The 16,293-nt window shown below is 64.2% G+C and carries 15 protein-coding genes; 2 read left to right on the forward strand and 13 right to left on the reverse strand.

Annotation, left to right across the window (positions count from 1 at the left end; translation table 11 throughout):
- Positions 1 to 75 precede the first annotated feature (75 nt).
- The 6 genes from phoB to pstS form a co-directional block, all read right to left on the reverse strand.
- A complete protein-coding gene (gene phoB / locus AB4851_RS29190; protein WP_206127137.1) occupies positions 76 to 777 on the reverse strand; it encodes a phosphate regulon transcriptional regulator PhoB in 702 nt (233 codons plus the stop codon).
- A 31-nt stretch (positions 778 to 808) separates the two neighbouring features.
- Positions 809 to 1,513 (reverse strand): phosphate signaling complex protein PhoU, encoded by a 705-nt coding sequence (phoU, locus tag AB4851_RS29195; protein WP_414444569.1) that lies wholly within the window; start codon positions 1,511 to 1,513, stop codon positions 809 to 811.
- Positions 1,514 to 1,529: 16 nt separating this feature from the next.
- The gene (pstB, locus tag AB4851_RS29200; RefSeq protein WP_414444568.1) at positions 1,530 to 2,378 is read right to left on the reverse strand and encodes a phosphate ABC transporter ATP-binding protein PstB; all 849 of its coding nucleotides are present in this window, start codon (positions 2,376 to 2,378) and stop codon (positions 1,530 to 1,532) included.
- 15 nt (positions 2,379 to 2,393) lie between these two features.
- A complete protein-coding gene (gene pstA / locus AB4851_RS29205; protein ID WP_414449865.1) occupies positions 2,394 to 3,290 on the reverse strand; it encodes a phosphate ABC transporter permease PstA in 897 nt (298 codons plus the stop codon).
- Complete coding sequence (pstC, locus tag AB4851_RS29210; protein ID WP_414449866.1) at positions 3,287 to 4,267, reverse strand: phosphate ABC transporter permease PstC; 981 nt, start codon at positions 4,265 to 4,267, stop codon at positions 3,287 to 3,289. The genes pstA and pstC overlap by 4 nt, the downstream gene beginning before the upstream one ends.
- 112 nt (positions 4,268 to 4,379) lie before the next feature.
- Entirely contained in the window at positions 4,380 to 5,411 is a 1,032-nt protein-coding gene (gene pstS, locus AB4851_RS29215; RefSeq protein WP_414444565.1) for a phosphate ABC transporter substrate-binding protein PstS, read from the reverse strand.
- 230 nt (positions 5,412 to 5,641) lie between these two features.
- On the opposite strand from pstS, the gene AB4851_RS29220 reads away from it, so the two are divergent.
- The gene (locus tag AB4851_RS29220) at positions 5,642 to 6,019 is read left to right on the forward strand and encodes a hypothetical protein (protein ID WP_414449867.1); all 378 of its coding nucleotides are present in this window, start codon (positions 5,642 to 5,644) and stop codon (positions 6,017 to 6,019) included.
- On the opposite strand, the gene glmM is transcribed toward AB4851_RS29220, so the two are convergent.
- From glmM to AB4851_RS29240, 4 genes are all read right to left on the reverse strand, one after another.
- Positions 5,974 to 7,329 carry a phosphoglucosamine mutase gene (gene glmM, locus AB4851_RS29225; RefSeq protein WP_414449868.1) on the reverse strand — a complete coding sequence of 452 codons (1,356 nt, stop codon included), beginning with the start codon at positions 7,327 to 7,329 and terminating at the stop codon, positions 5,974 to 5,976. The genes AB4851_RS29220 and glmM overlap by 46 nt on opposite strands.
- Positions 7,330 to 7,353: 24 nt before the next feature.
- Complete coding sequence (gene folP / locus AB4851_RS29230; protein ID WP_414451974.1) at positions 7,354 to 8,160, reverse strand: dihydropteroate synthase; 807 nt, start codon at positions 8,158 to 8,160, stop codon at positions 7,354 to 7,356.
- A gap of 155 nt (positions 8,161 to 8,315) precedes the next feature.
- Complete coding sequence (gene ftsH / locus AB4851_RS29235; RefSeq protein ID WP_414449869.1) at positions 8,316 to 10,205, reverse strand: ATP-dependent zinc metalloprotease FtsH; 1,890 nt, start codon at positions 10,203 to 10,205, stop codon at positions 8,316 to 8,318.
- A 168-nt stretch (positions 10,206 to 10,373) separates the two neighbouring features.
- Complete coding sequence (locus AB4851_RS29240) at positions 10,374 to 11,036, reverse strand: RlmE family RNA methyltransferase (RefSeq protein ID WP_414445550.1); 663 nt, start codon at positions 11,034 to 11,036, stop codon at positions 10,374 to 10,376.
- A gap of 226 nt (positions 11,037 to 11,262) precedes the next feature.
- Here AB4851_RS29240 and AB4851_RS29245 point away from each other — a divergent pair, with 226 nt between their 5' ends.
- A complete protein-coding gene (locus AB4851_RS29245; protein WP_414451975.1) occupies positions 11,263 to 11,811 on the forward strand; it encodes a YhbY family RNA-binding protein in 549 nt (182 codons plus the stop codon).
- Positions 11,812 to 11,910: 99 nt separating this feature from the next.
- Here AB4851_RS29245 and AB4851_RS29250 read toward each other — a convergent pair whose 3' ends face one another.
- From AB4851_RS29250 to carB, 3 genes are all read right to left on the reverse strand, one after another.
- Positions 11,911 to 12,393 (reverse strand): DUF4149 domain-containing protein, encoded by a 483-nt coding sequence (locus AB4851_RS29250; protein WP_414449870.1) that lies wholly within the window; start codon positions 12,391 to 12,393, stop codon positions 11,911 to 11,913.
- Positions 12,394 to 12,407: 14 nt separating this feature from the next.
- On the reverse strand, positions 12,408 to 12,884 hold the full coding sequence (gene greA, locus AB4851_RS29255) for a transcription elongation factor GreA (RefSeq protein ID WP_414444561.1): 477 nt from the start codon (positions 12,882 to 12,884) through the stop codon (positions 12,408 to 12,410).
- A gap of 117 nt (positions 12,885 to 13,001) precedes the next feature.
- On the reverse strand, positions 13,002 to 16,256 hold the full coding sequence (gene carB, locus AB4851_RS29260; RefSeq protein ID WP_414449871.1) for a carbamoyl-phosphate synthase large subunit: 3,255 nt from the start codon (positions 16,254 to 16,256) through the stop codon (positions 13,002 to 13,004).
- Positions 16,257 to 16,293: the final 37 nt, after the last annotated feature.

Here is a 16,293-nt window from a genome sequence, read left to right on the forward strand (position 1 = left end):
TGGCGCTCTAAAGAGAACGGGAATGAGCGGAGCCGCGGCGCGCGGGCGATCGCCCGAATCGCGCGCCGCATTGCATCAAGCGTGTTTCGCGAGGCGGTAGCCGCTGCCACGAACGGTTTCGATCATAGCATCGCACCCTGCCGGCTTGAGGGCCGCGCGCAGGCGCTTGATATGCACGTCCACCGTCCGTTCCTCGACGAATACGTGATCGCCCCACACCTGATCGAGCAGTTGCGTGCGGCTGTGCACGCGCTCGGGGTGGGTCATGAAGAAATGCAGCAGGCGGAACTCGGTCGGACCGAGATCGAGCTTGATCTCGTTGCCTTCGGCGCTGGCCGCGACACGGTGCGTAGCCGGGTCGAGGCGCAGGCCGTTGATCGACACCACGTCCTCGGTGAGCTGCGGCGCGCGGCGGCGCAACACCGCCTTGATGCGCGCCATCAGTTCCTTCGGCGAGAACGGCTTGGTGACGTAGTCGTCCGCGCCGATCTCGAGACCCAGCACCTTGTCCTGCTCGTCACCGCGCGCGGTCAGCATGATGATCGGGATGTGCTTCGTGCGCTCGTTGTTGCGAAGTTCGCGCGCGAACGCGATGCCCGATTTGCCCGGCAGCATCCAGTCGAGCAGGACCAGATCAGGCAGCACGTCGCTGATCAGGTTTTGCGCCTGCTCCGCGTTGTACGCGCGAATCGCACAATGGCCCGCGTGTTGCAGGTTCACCGAAATGAGTTCGGAAATCGCGGGCTCATCTTCGATGACGAGAATGTTGCTGGGCATCGGCACCTCTATCCGTCCTTATCCTGGCTGATTAACTGTTGGCTTCGCGGTCGAGCAGGTCGCGCGGCTTGTGCCGCACGTCGGTGCCCTTGACGATGTAGATGATGAATTCGGCGATGTTCTTGGCGTGGTCGCCGACGCGCTCGATCGCCTTGGCGATGAACAGGAAATCGAGGCCGACCGAGATCGTGCGCGGATCTTCCTGCATGTACGACACGAGCTTGCGCACGAACGCGCGGAATTCCTGGTCGATTTCCTTGTCGTCCTTGACGATCTGGGCCGCGGCCACCGTGTCGAGGCGCGCAAACGCATCGAGTGCGCGACGCAGGATCGTCACGGCCATTTCGCCCGACACCTTGATCTCGGCGATGTTCACGCCACGCGCGATCGGCTCGTCGGCGAGACGGCGCACCCGCTTGGCGATCTTTTCGGCTTCGTCGCCGGCGCGCTCGAGATTGGTGATGGTCTTGGAGATCGACATCAGCAGGCGCAGGTCGCGCGCGGCCGGCTGGCGGCGCGCGATGATGTTGCCGCACTCTTCGTCGATGTCGACTTCCATCTGATTCAGGATGTCTTCGTTGGCGATCACGCGCTCGGCCGCTTCGCGGTCGAATTCGTTCAGGGCGTGGATGGCCTCGGTAATTTGCGCCTCGACGAGGCCGCCCATTTCGAGAACCTTCGACGACACCGCGTTCAGGTCGGCGTCGAATTGGCTCGACAGATGCTTATCGGTCATTGTTCTTGCTCCGTCATCAACCGAAACGGCCGGTGATGTAATCTTCCGTTTCCTTGCGGGCCGGCTTGATGAAGATTTTTTCAGTATCGCCGAATTCGATCAGCTCGCCCAGATACATATACGCTGTGTAGTCCGAACAACGTGCGGCCTGCTGCATGTTGTGCGTGACGATCACGACCGTGTAGTCGCTCTTCAGCTCCGCGATCAGCTCTTCGATGCGGCCGGTCGAGATCGGGTCGAGCGCCGAGCACGGCTCGTCGAGCAGCAGCACTTCCGGGCGGATCGCGATGCCGCGCGCGATACAGAGCCGCTGCTGCTGGCCGCCCGACAGGCCGTAGCCGCTCTGGCCCAGCTTGTCCTTCACTTCGTTCCACAGCGCGGCCTTGGTCAGCGCCCACTCCACGCGATCGTCCATTTCCGAGCGCGTGAGCTTCTCGAACATCTTCACGCCGAACGCGATGTTGTCGTAGATCGACATCGGGAACGGGGTCGGCTTCTGGAACACCATGCCGATGCGCGCGCGCAGAAGCGAGATGTCCTGCTTCGATTCGAGCAGGTTCTCGCCGTCCATCACGATCGCGCCTTCGGCGCGTTGTTCCGGATACAGCGCGTACATCTTGTTGAACGTGCGCAGCAAGGTGGACTTGCCACAGCCCGACGGCCCGATGAACGCGGTCACCTTGCCTTCCGGAATGCGCATGTTGATGTTCTTCAGCGCATGGAACTTGTTGTAGAAGAAGTTCAGATTGTTGACTTCGATCTTCGCTTCAGGCGCTGCAAGCGGGCTCTGGCCAGGTGCTGCGCTGGCGCCGGCGGGCGCTTTGCCGAGTTGGATCGGATTCAGGTGGCTTTCTGCCATATTCATCGGATTGCTCCGCCGTTACTTTTTCGAGAAGATCGAGCGCGCCAGGATGTTCAATCCCAGCACGCCCAGCGTGATCAGGAAGACGCCCGCCCAGGCGAGCGATTGCCACTGCGCAAACGGGCTCATCGCGAACTTGTAGATCGTGACGGGCAGGTTGGCGATCGGGTGGCTCATGTCGAGCGAGAAGAACTGGTTCGACAGCGCCGTGAACAGCAGCGGCGCGGTTTCGCCGGCGATCCGTGCAACCGCGAGCAGCACGCCCGTCATGATGCCGGCGATCGACGCGCGCAGCGTGATGGTCAGCACCATGCGCCACTTCGGCGTGCCGAGCGCGAACGAGGCTTCGCGCAGCGCGATCGGCACCAGGTTCAGCATGTTTTCGGTGGTGCGGATCACGATCGGCACTTGCAGCAGCGCCAGCGAGATCACCCCCGCCCAGCCCGAGAAGCGGCCGGTCGGCGCGACCACCACGGCATAGACGAACAGGCCGATCACGATCGACGGCGCCGACAGCAGGATGTCGTTGATGAAACGCATCGTGCTCGCCAGCAGGTTCTTCTGGCCGTATTCGGCCAGGTAGACACCGGCCATCACGCCGATCGGCGTGCCCACCAGCGTGCCCAGAACAACCATCATCAGGCTGCCGACGATGGCGTTGGCAAGACCGCCGCCATCGGTATCCGGGGCCGGCGTCGACTGCGTGAACAGGTCGACCGACAGGCCGCCGATGCCCAGGCGCAGCGTCGTGTAGAGAATCCACACCAGCCACACCAGACCGAACACCATCGCGGCGAGCGAGAAGGTCAATGCAACGGCGTTGGTGCGCTTGCGGCGAGCCTGCAGCCTGGTGCGCATCGCCTCGAGTGCGGGGCCGGACTGGCCGCCCGGCATGTTCAGGACGCGTTCGCTCATTTCTTGCCTTCCGACTTCTGGAGACGCAGCAGCATCAGTTTCGAAACCGACAGCACGACGAAGGTGATCACGAACAGGATCAGGCCCAGTTCCATCAGTGCCGACGTATGCAGGCCCGGCGCGGCTTCCGCGAATTCGTTCGCGAGCGCCGAGGTAATGCTGTTGCCCGACGAGAACAGCGAAATATCGTTGAGCAGGTTGGTGTTGCCGATCACGAACGTGACGGCCATCGTCTCGCCGAGCGCGCGGCCGAGGCCGAGCATCACGCCGCCGATCACGCCGGTCTTGGTGAAGGGCAGCACGATCTTCCACATCACTTCCCAGGTCGTGCAGCCGATGCCGTACGCCGATTCCTTCAGCAGGACCGGGGTGACCTCGAACACGTCGCGCATCACCGAGGCGATGTACGGGATGATCATGATCGCCAGGATCACGCCGGCGCTGAGCAGGCCGATGCCGATCGCCGGGCCGGCGAAGATCGCGTTGAGGCCCGGGATGGGTTTCACGAGCTTGCCGAGCGGGCCTTCGAAGTATTCCGCGAAGATCGGCGCGAACACCAGCAGGCCCCACATGCCGTACACGATCGACGGAATGGCGGCCAGCAATTCGATGGCGATGCCGAGCGGGCGGCGCAGCCACACGGGCGAGAGTTCGGTGAGGAACAGGGCGATGCCGAAGCTGACGGGCACGGCGATCACCAGGGCGATGATCGACGTGACGATCGTGCCGTAGATCGGCACGAGCGCGCCGTAGACATCGGCGTTGGGGTCCCATTCGGACCGCCAGAGGAAACTGAGGCCAAACTTCTCGATAGTCGGCAACGACGCGATGAGCAGCGACACGATGATGCCGCCGAGCACCAGCAGGGTCACGATCGCGGCAATGCGCGCAAGACCGCCGAAGATGACATCGCCGAGCCGGCCCGGCGCGCGCATCTGGCCTGCGGCGGGACGTGACGAGAGAGGAATGTCGGACATGGGTGCCTGATTGTTCAGTGGCAGGCGGCGCATGCCGCCCCGCCGATACTGCACCGCGCCGCCCGACACATGCCGGACGGCGCGACCACGACTTGCTTGCTGCGAATGAAGCTTACTGAGCGACCGGCTTGCCGGCTGCGTCGGTCACCTTCACCTTCCATTGCTTGCGGATTTCATCCGTCACCGACTTCGGCAGCGAGATGTAGTCGAGATCCGTTGCAGCCTTTTCGCCGTTCTTGAACGACCAGTCGAAGAACTTCAGCACTTCCGCGCCTTGCTCCGGCTTGTCCTGCTTCGTGTGCAGCAGCACGAACGTTGCGCCGACGACCGGCCATGCGTCCTTGCCCGGCTCGTTCGTCAGGATCTGGTAGAACGACTTCGTCCACTCCGCGCCGGCAGCGGCGGCGGCGAACGTCTTGGCATCCGGCGCCACCACGTTACCCGACGCGTTCTTGATGTTGGTGTAGATCATGTGGTTCTTCGTGGCGTAGGCCGATTCGACATAGCCGATCGAACCCGGCAGGCGTTGCACGAAGGCCGCGACGCCGTCGTTGCCCTTGCCGCCCGTACCCGTCGGCCAGTTGACCGTTGCGCCTTCGCCGATCTTCGACTTCCACTCGGCGTTGACCTTCGACAGGTAGTTCGTCCAGATGAACGACGTGCCCGAACCGTCAGCGCGGCGGACCACGGCGACGTCCAGATCCGGCAGCTTGACCTTCGGGTTCAGCGCGACGATGGCCGGGTCGTTCCACTTCTTGATCTTGCCCAGGTAGATGTCGCCGAGCACTTCGCCCGACAGAACGATTTCACCTGCCTTGATGCCCGGGATGTTCACCACCGGCAGAATGCCGCCGATGACCGTCGGGAACTGGAACAGGCCTTCCTTGGCCAGCTCGTCGTCCTTCAGCGGAGCGTCCGAACCTGCGAAATCGACCGTCTTGGCGATGATCTGCTTCAGGCCACCCGAGGAACCGATGCCTTGGTAGTTGACCTGAGCGTTGGCAGCGTTCTTGTACTCGGCTGCCCACTTCGTGTAAATCGGTGCGGCGAACGTGCTGCCGGCGCCGGTGATGTCGGCTGCGTGGGCGGCAACAGCGAAGAGCGCGCCAGCCAGACCAGCGAACGCAGTTTGCATCAACTTCATGAGACCTCCAGTGTGTGAGCGGATGACTACGGCACCGCGAAGATTAGGGGGTACCCATGACAGTAATGTGACAATTGATGAACCTGATGTGACAGCAACATGACAGACCGAAAGCTGTGAGCCGCCCTGCCCGGCCGGCGGGCCTCGCCGCGGATGTCCCATCCGGCAAGGCTTCGCGGCGGCTGCTCGGGGAGGTTCGCGAAGGGAAGTCGAGCGGGCCGATGCCGCGAATGCATCGAAATCGCGCATCGAACGGCACGATTGTTCAACGCCGTCCGGCCCGAGCGGCAGCGCTCATCCACAGTAGTCGAAATGTCACGAAACGGAAGATTTTTGCCGATGCAAACGATTTTTTCGGGCAATTGCGGAGAAAATCGGGATCGAACGGCAATGGCGTGGCTCGCACGGGTAAACGTTTTCATCCGAGCCATGACGAGATCGGGCGACGCCTGCGTCCGATCCGCCGCCGTGCGACAAGGTGGCGCGTCATCACGGTGCGCCGTCGGACCAATAAAAAAGGGCGACGCCCCGCGCCGCCCTTGCCTTTCGTCCGCCTGGCCTGTCAGGCCGTCGCGGCCCGGACCGCCGCGGCGATCGTTTCGGCATGATGCTGTGCATCCGCGGCTTCGCGCGCCTCGACCATCACGCGCAGCACCGGCTCGGTGCCCGAGGCGCGGATCAGCACGCGCCCGCTTTCGCCCAGCTCTCGCTCGGCCCTGGCAATCGCGGCCTGGATCGAGGCGTCGCCCTTCCAGTCCGCGCCGGCCTTCATGCGCACGTTGATCAGTGTTTGCGGGAACAGCTCGACGCCGTCGAGCAGTTGCGCCAGCGTCTTGCCGCCGCGCGTCAGCGCGGCCAGCACCAGCAGCGCCGAGACGATGCCGTCGCCGGTCGAATGGCGGTCGAGCGACAGGATGTGACCCGAGCCTTCCGCGCCGAGCTGCCAACCGCGTTCACGCAATTGCTCGAGCACGTAACGATCGCCGACGGCCGCGCGCACGAACGGCACGCCGAGCTTTTGCAGCGCCACTTCCACGGCCAGGTTCGTCATCAGCGTGCCGACCGCGCCCGGCACCTTGCCGTCGGTGGCCATGCGATCCTGCACCAGCACGTAGAGCAGTTCGTCGCCATTGAACAGGCGGCCGGTGGAGTCGACCACCAGCAGGCGGTCGGCGTCGCCGTCGAGCGCAATGCCGAGATCCGCGCCGTTTTCCTTGACGGCGGCAATCAGCGCATCGGGCGCCGTGGCGCCGACCTTGTCGTTGATGTTGAAGCCGTTCGGCTTCACGCCGATCGGCACGACATCCGCGCCCAGCTCGTGGAACACGTGCGGCGCGATCTGGTACGCCGCACCGTGCGCGCAATCGACCACCAGCTTGAGCCCGCGCAGGTCGTACGAGGCCGGAAACGTGCTCTTGCAGAACTCGATGTAGCGGCCGTTCGCGTCGTCGAGCCGGCGTGCCTTGCCGAGGCCGTCGGACGGCTCGCAGGCCAGCGGCTTGTCGAGCCAGGATTCGATTTCGGCTTCGGTTTCATCGGGCAGCTTGTTGCCGTCGCCCGAGAAGAACTTGATGCCGTTGTCGTGATACGGATTGTGCGAAGCGCTGATCACCACGCCGGCGGCGAGGCGCAGCGCGCGCGTCAGGTAGGCGACGCCCGGCGTGGGCATCGGGCCGGCCAGCATCACGTCGACACCCGCCGCCGAGAAGCCCGCTTCGAGCGCCGCCTCGAGCATGTAGCCCGAGACGCGCGTGTCCTTGCCGATCAGTACCGTCGGGCGGCCGGCCGTGCTGCGTGCGTTCGAGCGCGCCAGCACCTTGCCGGCCGCATAGCCGAGCCGCAGCACGAATTCGGGGGTGATCGGGCCTTGGCCGACTTCGCCGCGAATGCCGTCCGTACCGAAATAACGACGTCCCATGAATGCAATCCTCCTTGTATGTACTTATGCGCGCCGTGCTGCCTCGCGCACGGCGCGCCAGATTTTCAGCGCATCCACCGTCGCGGCGACGTCGTGGACGCGAATGATGGCCGCTCCCCGCTCGGCGGCGCACACGGCCGCCGCCACGCTCGCGGCCACGCGCTCGGCGGGCGGCTTGCCGATCAGCGCGCCGAGCATCGATTTGCGCGACATGCCGGCCAGCACCGGGTAACGCTGCCCGTCCGGCCGCGCGGGGGCCGTTTCCGGCAAGCGCGCCAGCAAGGCGTAATTGTGCTCGACCGTCGCCTTGCCGAACCCGAACCCCGGATCGACGCTGATCCGCGACGGCGCGATCCCGGCCGCAACGAATGCCGCGGCGCGCACGGTAAGAAAATGTCTCACCTCCGAGACGACGTCAAGATAGTCCGGTTCGCCGATCTGCATCGTCTGCGGCTCGCCGAGCATATGCATGACGCACAGCCCGCAGTTGCTGTCCTTCACTGCCTCGATCGCACCGGCCTGCCGGAAGCCCCAGATATCGTTGATCAGGTCCGCGCCGGCCGCCAGCGTCGCGCGCATCACGTCGGGCTTGTAGGTGTCGATCGAGAGCGGCACGTTCATGCCGTGCAGCGCCTCGACGATCGGCACGACACGCGCCAGTTCCTCGTCGAGCGGCACGGGCGGCGCGCCCGGGCGTGTCGATTCGCCCCCGATGTCGATCAGATCGACGCCATCGGCCAGCATCTGCTCGGCCTGGCGCAACGCGGCGTCGCGGGCCACGTAGCGGCCACCATCGGAAAAGGAATCGGGGGTGACGTTCAGGATGCCCATCACGAGCGGACGGTCGAACGTCAAGGTGAAACGGCCGCACTGCAAAGGCGGCGGCGCGATGGAAGCGGTATCGGTCAACACGAAAAATCCGGAGGCAGAAACAAAACGGGCCGGTGTGATTCACACCGGCCCGCTCATGAGATCTCGTTTCGAGATTATGCCGGCGCAGTCGCGCTACCCGGCTTGACTTCGGCACCCGCGCCACCCGACGGGTCGCTGGCCGGCGGCACGTTGCCGCTGCTCTTCGGCGAGCGCGGCGGGCGGCCCGCCATGATGTCGTTGATCTGATCGGCGTCGATCGTTTCCCACTCCATCAGCGCGGCCGTCATGGCCTCGACCTTGTCGCGGTTCTCGTCGAGCAGGCGGTGTGCGAGCTTGTACTGATCGTCGATCACGCGACGGATTTCAGCGTCGACCTTCTGCTGCGTCGCTTCCGAAATCGCACGCGTAAAGCCCTTGCCGAACGGGCCGCCTTCGTTTTCGTCGTCGGCATACACCATCGGCCCGAGCGCATCGGTCATGCCGAAGCGCGTGACCATCGCGCGCGCCGTTTGCGTCGCCTTGTTGAAGTCGTCCGACGCACCCGTGCTGATCAGGTTCATGAACAGTTCTTCAGCCGCGCGGCCACCGAACAGGATCGCCAGACGGTCGAGCAGGTAATCCTTCGAATACGTCTCGTTGTCGTGCTCGGGCAATTGCCACGTCACGCCCAGCGCACGGCCACGCGGAATGATCGTGACCTTGTGGACCGGATCGGCCTTCGGCAGCAGCTTGGCCACCACGGCGTGACCTGCCTCGTGGTATGCCGTGGCACGCTTCGATTCCTCGCGGATCACGGCCGACTTGCGCTCCGGACCCATGAAGATCTTGTCCTTGGCGTCTTCGAAATCCTGCATTTCGACGATGCGCTTGCCGCGACGCGCGGCGAACAGCGCCGCTTCGTTGACGAGGTTCGCCAGATCGGCGCCCGAGAAGCCCGGCGTGCCGCGTGCCAGCACGGCCGCGTCGACGTCGTTCGAGATCGGCACCTTGCGCAGGTGAACGCGCATGATCTGCTCGCGGCCACGAATGTCCGGCAAGCCGACATAGACCTGGCGGTCGAAACGGCCCGGACGCAGCAGCGCCTTGTCGAGCACGTCGGAGCGGTTCGTTGCAGCAACCACGATCACGCCCGAGTTCGCCTCGAAGCCGTCCATCTCGACCAGCATCTGGTTCAGCGTCTGCTCGCGCTCGTCGTTGCCGCCGCCCATGCCGGCGCCACGATGCCGGCCGACCGCGTCGATTTCGTCGATGAACACGATACACGGTGCGTGCTTCTTGGCTTGCTCGAACATGTCGCGCACACGTGCCGCACCGACACCGACGAACATTTCAACGAAGTCCGAACCCGAGATGCTGAAGAACGGCACCTTCGCCTCGCCGGCGATCGCGCGGGCGAGCAAGGTCTTGCCGGTACCCGGAGGGCCGACCAGCAGCACGCCGCGTGGAATGCGCCCACCGAGCTTCTGGAATTTCTGGGGATCGCGCAGGAAGTCGACCAACTCGGACACTTCTTCCTTCGCTTCGTCGCAACCCGCGACGTCGGAGAAGGTCACCGCGTTGTTGTTCTCGTCGATGAGACGCGCGCGCGATTTGCCGAACGAGAACGCCCCGCCCTTACCGCCGCCCTGCATCTGCCTCATCATGTAGAACCAGAACACGATGATCAGCAGCGTCGGCCCGAGGTAATACAGCGCGGACACCAGCGCGTTCGGTTCGTCGTCAGCCTTGCCGCTCACCTGCACGCCGTACTTCATCAGGTCGCCGACCATCCAGATGTCGCCGGGCGACACGATCTGGTATTTCTGGCCTTCTGCCGGAGTGACGGTGAGGTTGCGGCCTTGCACGATCACGTTCTTGATCTTGCCGCCCTTGGCGTCGTCCATGAACTGCGAATACGACACACCTTCCTGGACGCGGGGCTTGTCGAATTGCTTGAACACGGTAAACAGCACCAGTGCGATCACGAGCCACACTGCCGCTTTCGATAACATATTGTTGTTCAAAGCACCACTCCTTCACTCATAGACGAGCGCCTACATTTTTCTTGCAGCGCTCCTGAGGCATTCTAATCCAGTCCGTAGCCCATCGCCATAAGCTTCGCCAAACGCTTCGATAGGCAAATCCCATGACCGGCAAGGCTCCCGGCTGGCCTGCGGCGCCTGCCGCATCCGTCAGCGCGGATGTTTCAGATGCCGACCCAAAATAAACGTCTCCGACGATTTATCGCGCGAGGCTTTCGGCTTGCGCGGTGCAACCGTACGGAATTGATGCTTGAACTTCTCGACGATCTGGCTGTAGCCCGTGCCGTGAAAGCATTTCACCAAAAGGGCGCCATCCGGTTTGAGATGGTTCTGTGTGAATTCGAGCGCGAGATCGCAAACGTGTTCGATCCGGGCCGCATCCGCAGTCGCCACGCCCGACAGATTGGGTGCCATGTCCGAAATTACAAGGTCGACGGCGCGGCCTTGCAGCACTTCTTCGAGCTGATGCAGCACCACATCCTCGCGAAAATCGCCCTGGATGAAGTGCACGTCGGCGATCGGCTCCATCGGCAGCATGTCGAGCGCGATGATGGTGCCGTCGATCCCGCCGTCACGCTGGGCGTCGCGCTGCTTGCCCTGCGCGAGCTTGTTGCGCACGTACTGGCTCCAGCTGCCGGGCGTCGAACCCAGGTCGACGATCACCTGACCGGGGCGGATCAGCTTGTCCTGCTCGTCGATTTCCTTGAGCTTGTAGGCCGCGCGTGCGCGATAGCCTTCCCGTTGCGCCAGCTTGACGTACGGGTCGTTGATATGGTCGTGCAGCCACGAATGGTTGAATCGGTTCTTTGCCATGCAGGAGGAAAAATGTCGGCCAAATACCACAGAGCCGGGACCGTTCGCCGATCGAAGCACCCAATGAATGGCGTCGATCGTGCAATGGTTCCGTCAGCTCGCGCTTTTGGCGGATAATACGCGTCTTGTTCGCGCGGCAGACGCCTCGATGGCGGTCCCGCAGCGATTTTACGTGGTTTTCGAGCGCGCCCACGCGGCGCGCCGATCTATTGATTCAAGAGTTCCGATGCCCGCCCTTTCGCTTTCCCCTGTCGAGCGCTCCGCGCTGCGTTCCCAAGCCCACGCGCTGAAGCCCGTCGTGCTGATCGGCGCCGAAGGCCTGACCGACGCCGTGCTGGCCGAGATCAAGGTCCACCTGGCCGCGCACCAGTTGATCAAGATCCGCGTGTTCGGCGACGAACGCGACGCCCGCATCGCGATCTATGAAGAAATTTGCGATCGCCTGAACGCCGCGCCGATCCAGCATATCGGCAAGCTGCTGGTGATCTGGCGCCCCGAGCAGGCAGAAGTGGCGCCGGCTCGCAGCCGCCGCGGCCCGCCGAGCGCTCGCGAAGCGGCGATGCAGCGCGCCGCCGGCGAGCCGGAAAGCCGGGGTGGCCGCGCGCCGCGCGTCGTGAAGGTCGTCAAGCATTCGCCCGATGCCAGCCCGGTTCGCAAGCCGCGAGCCACCAAGGTGGTCGTGCGGGGCAACGAGCGCGTGACGGCGGGCGGTACGGTCAAGCGCGCCAAGAAGCGCCAGCAAAGCACGAAGCGCCCGTTCCAGAACGACAAATAAGTATCGGGCAACACCCGGCCGGGCAAGCAAGCCGCAAGGCATGCCCGGCTGCCAGTGCCGTCAGGCGCGGAGCATCACGCCTCGCAGCCTGCACGGCATTCAGGCACCCGCGGTACGCGATTCGCCAGCTGCGGACAGCCGCCACACCAGCCAGATACCAAGCACGCTTTCGACCAGATAGAACAGGCTCGAAACGCCGTGCAGCATGCCGAAGCGGCTTGCATATTCCGAATGGCCGACGTCGGTGCCCGCCGCCTGCGCGGCCAGACGCATCGCGTCCATGAACGGCTCGATCGCGAAATACCCGAGCAGCACGCACAGCAGCATCGCGCCGACGATCACGCGCAGCCGGCGATAGTCGCGCTCGCCCGCTCGCACGCGTGCGTTCGCGATCAGCAGCATGACGACGCCGCACACCACACCGATCAGGCCCTCGATCCGGAACAGGCGTGCCGCCACGCCGCCCGCCGCGACGCGGTCGAGCGTGGTGAACAGCACCGGCGCAACCGCATAGCCGATCGTCAGCAGGCTGCCGACCCAGACGGTGGAGAGAAAACGGAACAACCGGGGCGCGTTGCGCATCGAAGCGCTCCCGATCAGATGTAGCTGACCGAGATGATCTCGTACTCGCGCACGCCGCTCGGGGCCTGCACCGCAGCCACGTCGCCTTCCGACTTGCCGATCAGGGCACGCGCGATCGGCGAGCTGATGGAAATCAGGCCGTGGTCGATATCGGCTTCGTCGTCGCCGACGATCTGATATTTGACGGTGTCGCCCGATTTGAGATCTTCGAGTTCGACAGTGGCCGCGAACACGACGCGCCCTTCCGCGTCGAGCAAGGACGGGTCGATGACTTGCGCCGCCGACAGCTTCGACTCGAGATCGGCGATCCGACCCTCGATGAAACCCTGCTTTTCTTTCGCGGCGTCGTATTCGGCGTTTTCGGACAGATCGCCCTGCGCGCGTGCTTCGGCGATCGAATTGATCACGGACGGACGCTCGACCGATTTCAGGCGCTGCAGCTCCTCGCGCAGTTGTTCGGCGCCACGCTTGGTCAACGGAATGGTGCTCATAAACGGCTCAATAACAAAAAACGGGCGTAAAAAAAATCACCGCGATTAAGCGCATTTCCGGTGAACCGGAAACGCCGCCTAACCGCGGCCTGTGAGTGCCTGGGAAAACCCGACGACTTAGTTTAGGCGAGCGTGAAGACCTTGTAAATCATAGACTTCGAGGTCCTTCAGGTAGCGCAAACCTTCGACCGCGGCGCGAGCGCCCGACATCGTCGTGTAGTACGTCACCTTCTGCGCCTGCGCGCTCATGCGGATCGAACGCGAATCGGCGATCGCCGTGCGCGTCTCGTCGACCGTCGTGAACACCAGGGCGATCTCGCCGTTCTTGATCATGTCGACGATGTGCGGACGGCCGTCCTTCACCTTGTTGACGACCTTGACCGGCACACCGGCCGCCTCGATCGCGGCAGCCGTGCCGCGCGTGGCGACGATCGGGTAGCCGAGGTCATGCAGCATGCGAGCGACTTCGACGGCCTTCGGCTTGTCGGCGTCCATCACGGTCAGCAGCACCGTGCCCGATTCCGGCAGGCGCGAGCCGGCCGCGAGCTGCGACTTGAACAGCGCTTCGCCGAAGGTCTGGCCAACGCCCATCACTTCGCCGGTCGAACGCATTTCAGGTCCGAGCACCGGGTCGACGGTCGGGAACTTGACGAACGGGAACACCGCTTCCTTGACGCTGAAGTACGGCGGCACGACTTCCTTCGTCACACCCTGGTCGGCCAGCTTCTGACCGACCATCGCGCGCGCCGCGATCTTCGCGAGCGGCAGGCTGGTGGCCTTCGACACGTACGGCACCGTGCGCGAGGCGCGCGGGTTCACTTCGAGCACGTAGATGACGTCTTCCTTCGAGCCATCCGCCTGCGGCACTTGCTGGATCGCGAACTGCACGTTCATCAGGCCGACCACGTTCAGCGCACGGGCCATCGCGCCGGTCTGGCGCTTCAGTTCGGTCACGGTTTCCGGCGACAGCGAGTACGGCGGCAGCGAGCACGCCGAGTCGCCCGAGTGAACCCCCGCCTGTTCGATGTGCTCCATCACGCCGCCGATGAACACGGCTTCGCCGTCGCAGATGCAATCGACATCGCATTCGATCGCGTCGTTCAGGAAGCGGTCGAGCAGCACCGGCGAATCGTGCGACACCTTGACGGCCTCGCGCATGTAGCGTTCGAGGTCGCGCGGCTCGTGGACGATTTCCATCGCGCGGCCACCCAGCACGTAGGACGGGCGCACCACCAGCGGGTAGCCGATTTCGGCGGCCAGCGCGAGCGCTTCGTCTTCGGCGCGTGCGGTGCGGTTCGGCGGCTGGCGCAGGCCCAGGCCCTGCAGCAGCTTCTGGAAGCGCTCGCGATCTTCCGCGGCGTCGATCATGTCCGGCGAGGTGCCGACGATCGGCACGCCCGCGGCTTCGAGATCGAGCGCGAGCTTCAGCGGCGTCTGGCCGCCGTACTGCACGATCACGCCGACCGGCTTTTCCTTGTCGACCACTTCGAGCACGTCCTCGAGCGTCAGCGGCTCGAAGTACAGGCGGTCGGACGTGTCGTAGTCGGTCGACACGGTTTCCGGGTTGCAGTTGACCATGATGGTTTCGTAACCGTCCTCGCGCATCGCGAGCGCCGCGTGCACGCAGCAGTAGTCGAACTCGATACCCTGGCCGATCCGGTTCGGGCCGCCGCCCAGCACCATGATCTTCTTGTTGTTGGTCGGCTGCGCCTCGCACTCTTCCTCGTAGGTCGAGTACATGTAGGCCGTCTTGGTGGCAAACTCGGCCGCGCAGGTATCCACGCGCTTGTAGACCGGGCGCACGTTCAGTTCGAGACGGCGCGCACGCACGTCGGCCGCGCTGGCGCCGAGCAGGGTTGCCAGGCGACGATCCGAGAAGCCGCTCTGCTTGACGAAGAACAGCTCTTCCTTCGACAGGCTGGCCAGCGTGCGGCCGCGCAGCGCCGCTTCCTTCTGGATGATCTGTTCGATCTGAGCCAGGAACCACGGGTCGATCGCGGTTTCCTCGAAGATCTGCTCGGCCGTCAAGCCGACGCGGAACGCATCGCCGACGTACCAGATCCGATCCGGGCCCGGCTCGCCGATCTCGCGGACGATCTCGTCGCGGTCGGTGGTCTTCTCGTCGAGGCCGTCGACGCCCACTTCGAGGCCGCGCAGCGCCTTCTGGAACGACTCCTGGAACGTGCGGCCGATCGCCATCACTTCGCCGACCGACTTCATCTGCGTGGTCAGGCGCGAATCGGCTTCGCGGAACTTCTCGAACGCGAAACGCGGGATCTTCGTGACGACGTAGTCGATCGTCGGCTCGAACGAGGCCGGCGTCTGGCCGCCCGTGATTTCGTTCTTCAGTTCATCGAGCGTGTAGCCGACCGCCAGCTTCGCCGCGACCTTCGCGATCGGGAAGCCGGTGGCCTTCGAGGCCAGCGCCGACGAACGCGACACGCGCGGGTTCATTTCGATGACGACCATGCGGCCGTCCTTCGGGTTGATCGAGAACTGGACGTTCGAGCCGCCGGTGTCGACGCCGATCTCGCGCAGCACCGCGAGCGACGCGTTACGCAGGATCTGGTATTCCTTGTCGGTCAGCGTCTGGGCCGGTGCGACGGTGATCGAGTCGCCGGTGTGCACGCCCATCGGGTCGAGGTTTTCGATCGAGCAGACGATGATGCAGTTGTCCGCGCGGTCGCGAACCACTTCCATCTCGTATTCCTTCCAACCGAGCAGCGATTCCTCGATCAGCAGCTCGCGGGTGGGCGAGAGGTCGAGGCCGCGCTTGCAGATTTCCTCGAATTCCTCGCGGTTGTAGGCGATGCCGCCGCCCGAACCGCCCAGCGTGAACGACGGGCGGATCACGGTCGGATAGCCGCTGCTGCCGGTCAGCGCGGCGATTTCCGCCTGCACCTGCAGCGCTTCTTCCATCGAATGCGCAACGCCCGACTTGGCCGAACCGAGGCCGATCTTGGTCATCGCATCCTTGAACTTCTGGCGGTCTTCCGCCTTGTCGATGGCTTCCGGCGAGGCGCCGATCAGCTCGACCGAGTACTTTTCCAGCACGCCGTGGTGGTGCAGGTCGAGCGCGCAGTTCAGCGCGGTCTGGCCGCCCATCGTCGGCAGGATCGCGTCCGGGCGCTCCTTGGCGATGATGCGTTCCACCACTTCCCACGTGATCGGCTCGATGTATGTGACGTCGGCCGTGTTCGGGTCGGTCATGATCGTCGCCGGGTTGCTGTTGACGAGGATGACCTTGTAGCCCTCCTCGCGCAGCGCCTTGCATGCCTGCGCGCCCGAGTAGTCGAACTCGCACGCCTGGCCGATGATGATCGGGCCGGCGCCGATGATGAGGATGCTCTTGATGTCTGTGCGTTTTGGCATGGCTCGAATATTCAATAGGTAATCGTTAATGCGTGGC

This window comes from Burkholderia sp. 22PA0099 (genome assembly GCF_047497165.1).
Taxonomy (GTDB): Bacteria; Pseudomonadota; Gammaproteobacteria; order Burkholderiales; family Burkholderiaceae; genus Burkholderia.

What these genes read in the sequence shown, in the direction of transcription:
- glmM (WP_414449868.1), bottom strand. Translation starts at nt 7,329, where the DNA reads ATGGGACGTCGTTATTTCGGTACGGACGGCATTCGCGGCGAAGTCGGC.
- carB (WP_414449871.1), bottom strand. Translation starts at nt 16,256, where the DNA reads ATGCCAAAACGCACAGACATCAAGAGCATCCTCATCATCGGCGCCGGC.
- folP (WP_414451974.1), bottom strand. Translation starts at nt 8,160, where the DNA reads ATGGGCATCCTGAACGTCACCCCCGATTCCTTTTCCGATGGTGGCCGC.
- greA (WP_414444561.1), bottom strand. Translation starts at nt 12,884, where the DNA reads ATGAGCACCATTCCGTTGACCAAGCGTGGCGCCGAACAACTGCGCGAG.
- AB4851_RS29220 (WP_414449867.1), top strand. Translation starts at nt 5,642, where the DNA reads ATGCATCGAAATCGCGCATCGAACGGCACGATTGTTCAACGCCGTCCG.
- pstB (WP_414444568.1), bottom strand. Translation starts at nt 2,378, where the DNA reads ATGAATATGGCAGAAAGCCACCTGAATCCGATCCAACTCGGCAAAGCG.
- pstC (WP_414449866.1), bottom strand. Translation starts at nt 4,267, where the DNA reads ATGTCCGACATTCCTCTCTCGTCACGTCCCGCCGCAGGCCAGATGCGC.
- pstA (WP_414449865.1), bottom strand. Translation starts at nt 3,290, where the DNA reads ATGAGCGAACGCGTCCTGAACATGCCGGGCGGCCAGTCCGGCCCCGCA.
- phoB (WP_206127137.1), bottom strand. Translation starts at nt 777, where the DNA reads ATGCCCAGCAACATTCTCGTCATCGAAGATGAGCCCGCGATTTCCGAA.
- phoU (WP_414444569.1), bottom strand. Translation starts at nt 1,513, where the DNA reads ATGACCGATAAGCATCTGTCGAGCCAATTCGACGCCGACCTGAACGCG.
- AB4851_RS29245 (WP_414451975.1), top strand. Translation starts at nt 11,263, where the DNA reads ATGCCCGCCCTTTCGCTTTCCCCTGTCGAGCGCTCCGCGCTGCGTTCC.
- AB4851_RS29240 (WP_414445550.1), bottom strand. Translation starts at nt 11,036, where the DNA reads ATGGCAAAGAACCGATTCAACCATTCGTGGCTGCACGACCATATCAAC.
- AB4851_RS29250 (WP_414449870.1), bottom strand. Translation starts at nt 12,393, where the DNA reads ATGCGCAACGCGCCCCGGTTGTTCCGTTTTCTCTCCACCGTCTGGGTC.
- pstS (WP_414444565.1), bottom strand. Translation starts at nt 5,411, where the DNA reads ATGAAGTTGATGCAAACTGCGTTCGCTGGTCTGGCTGGCGCGCTCTTC.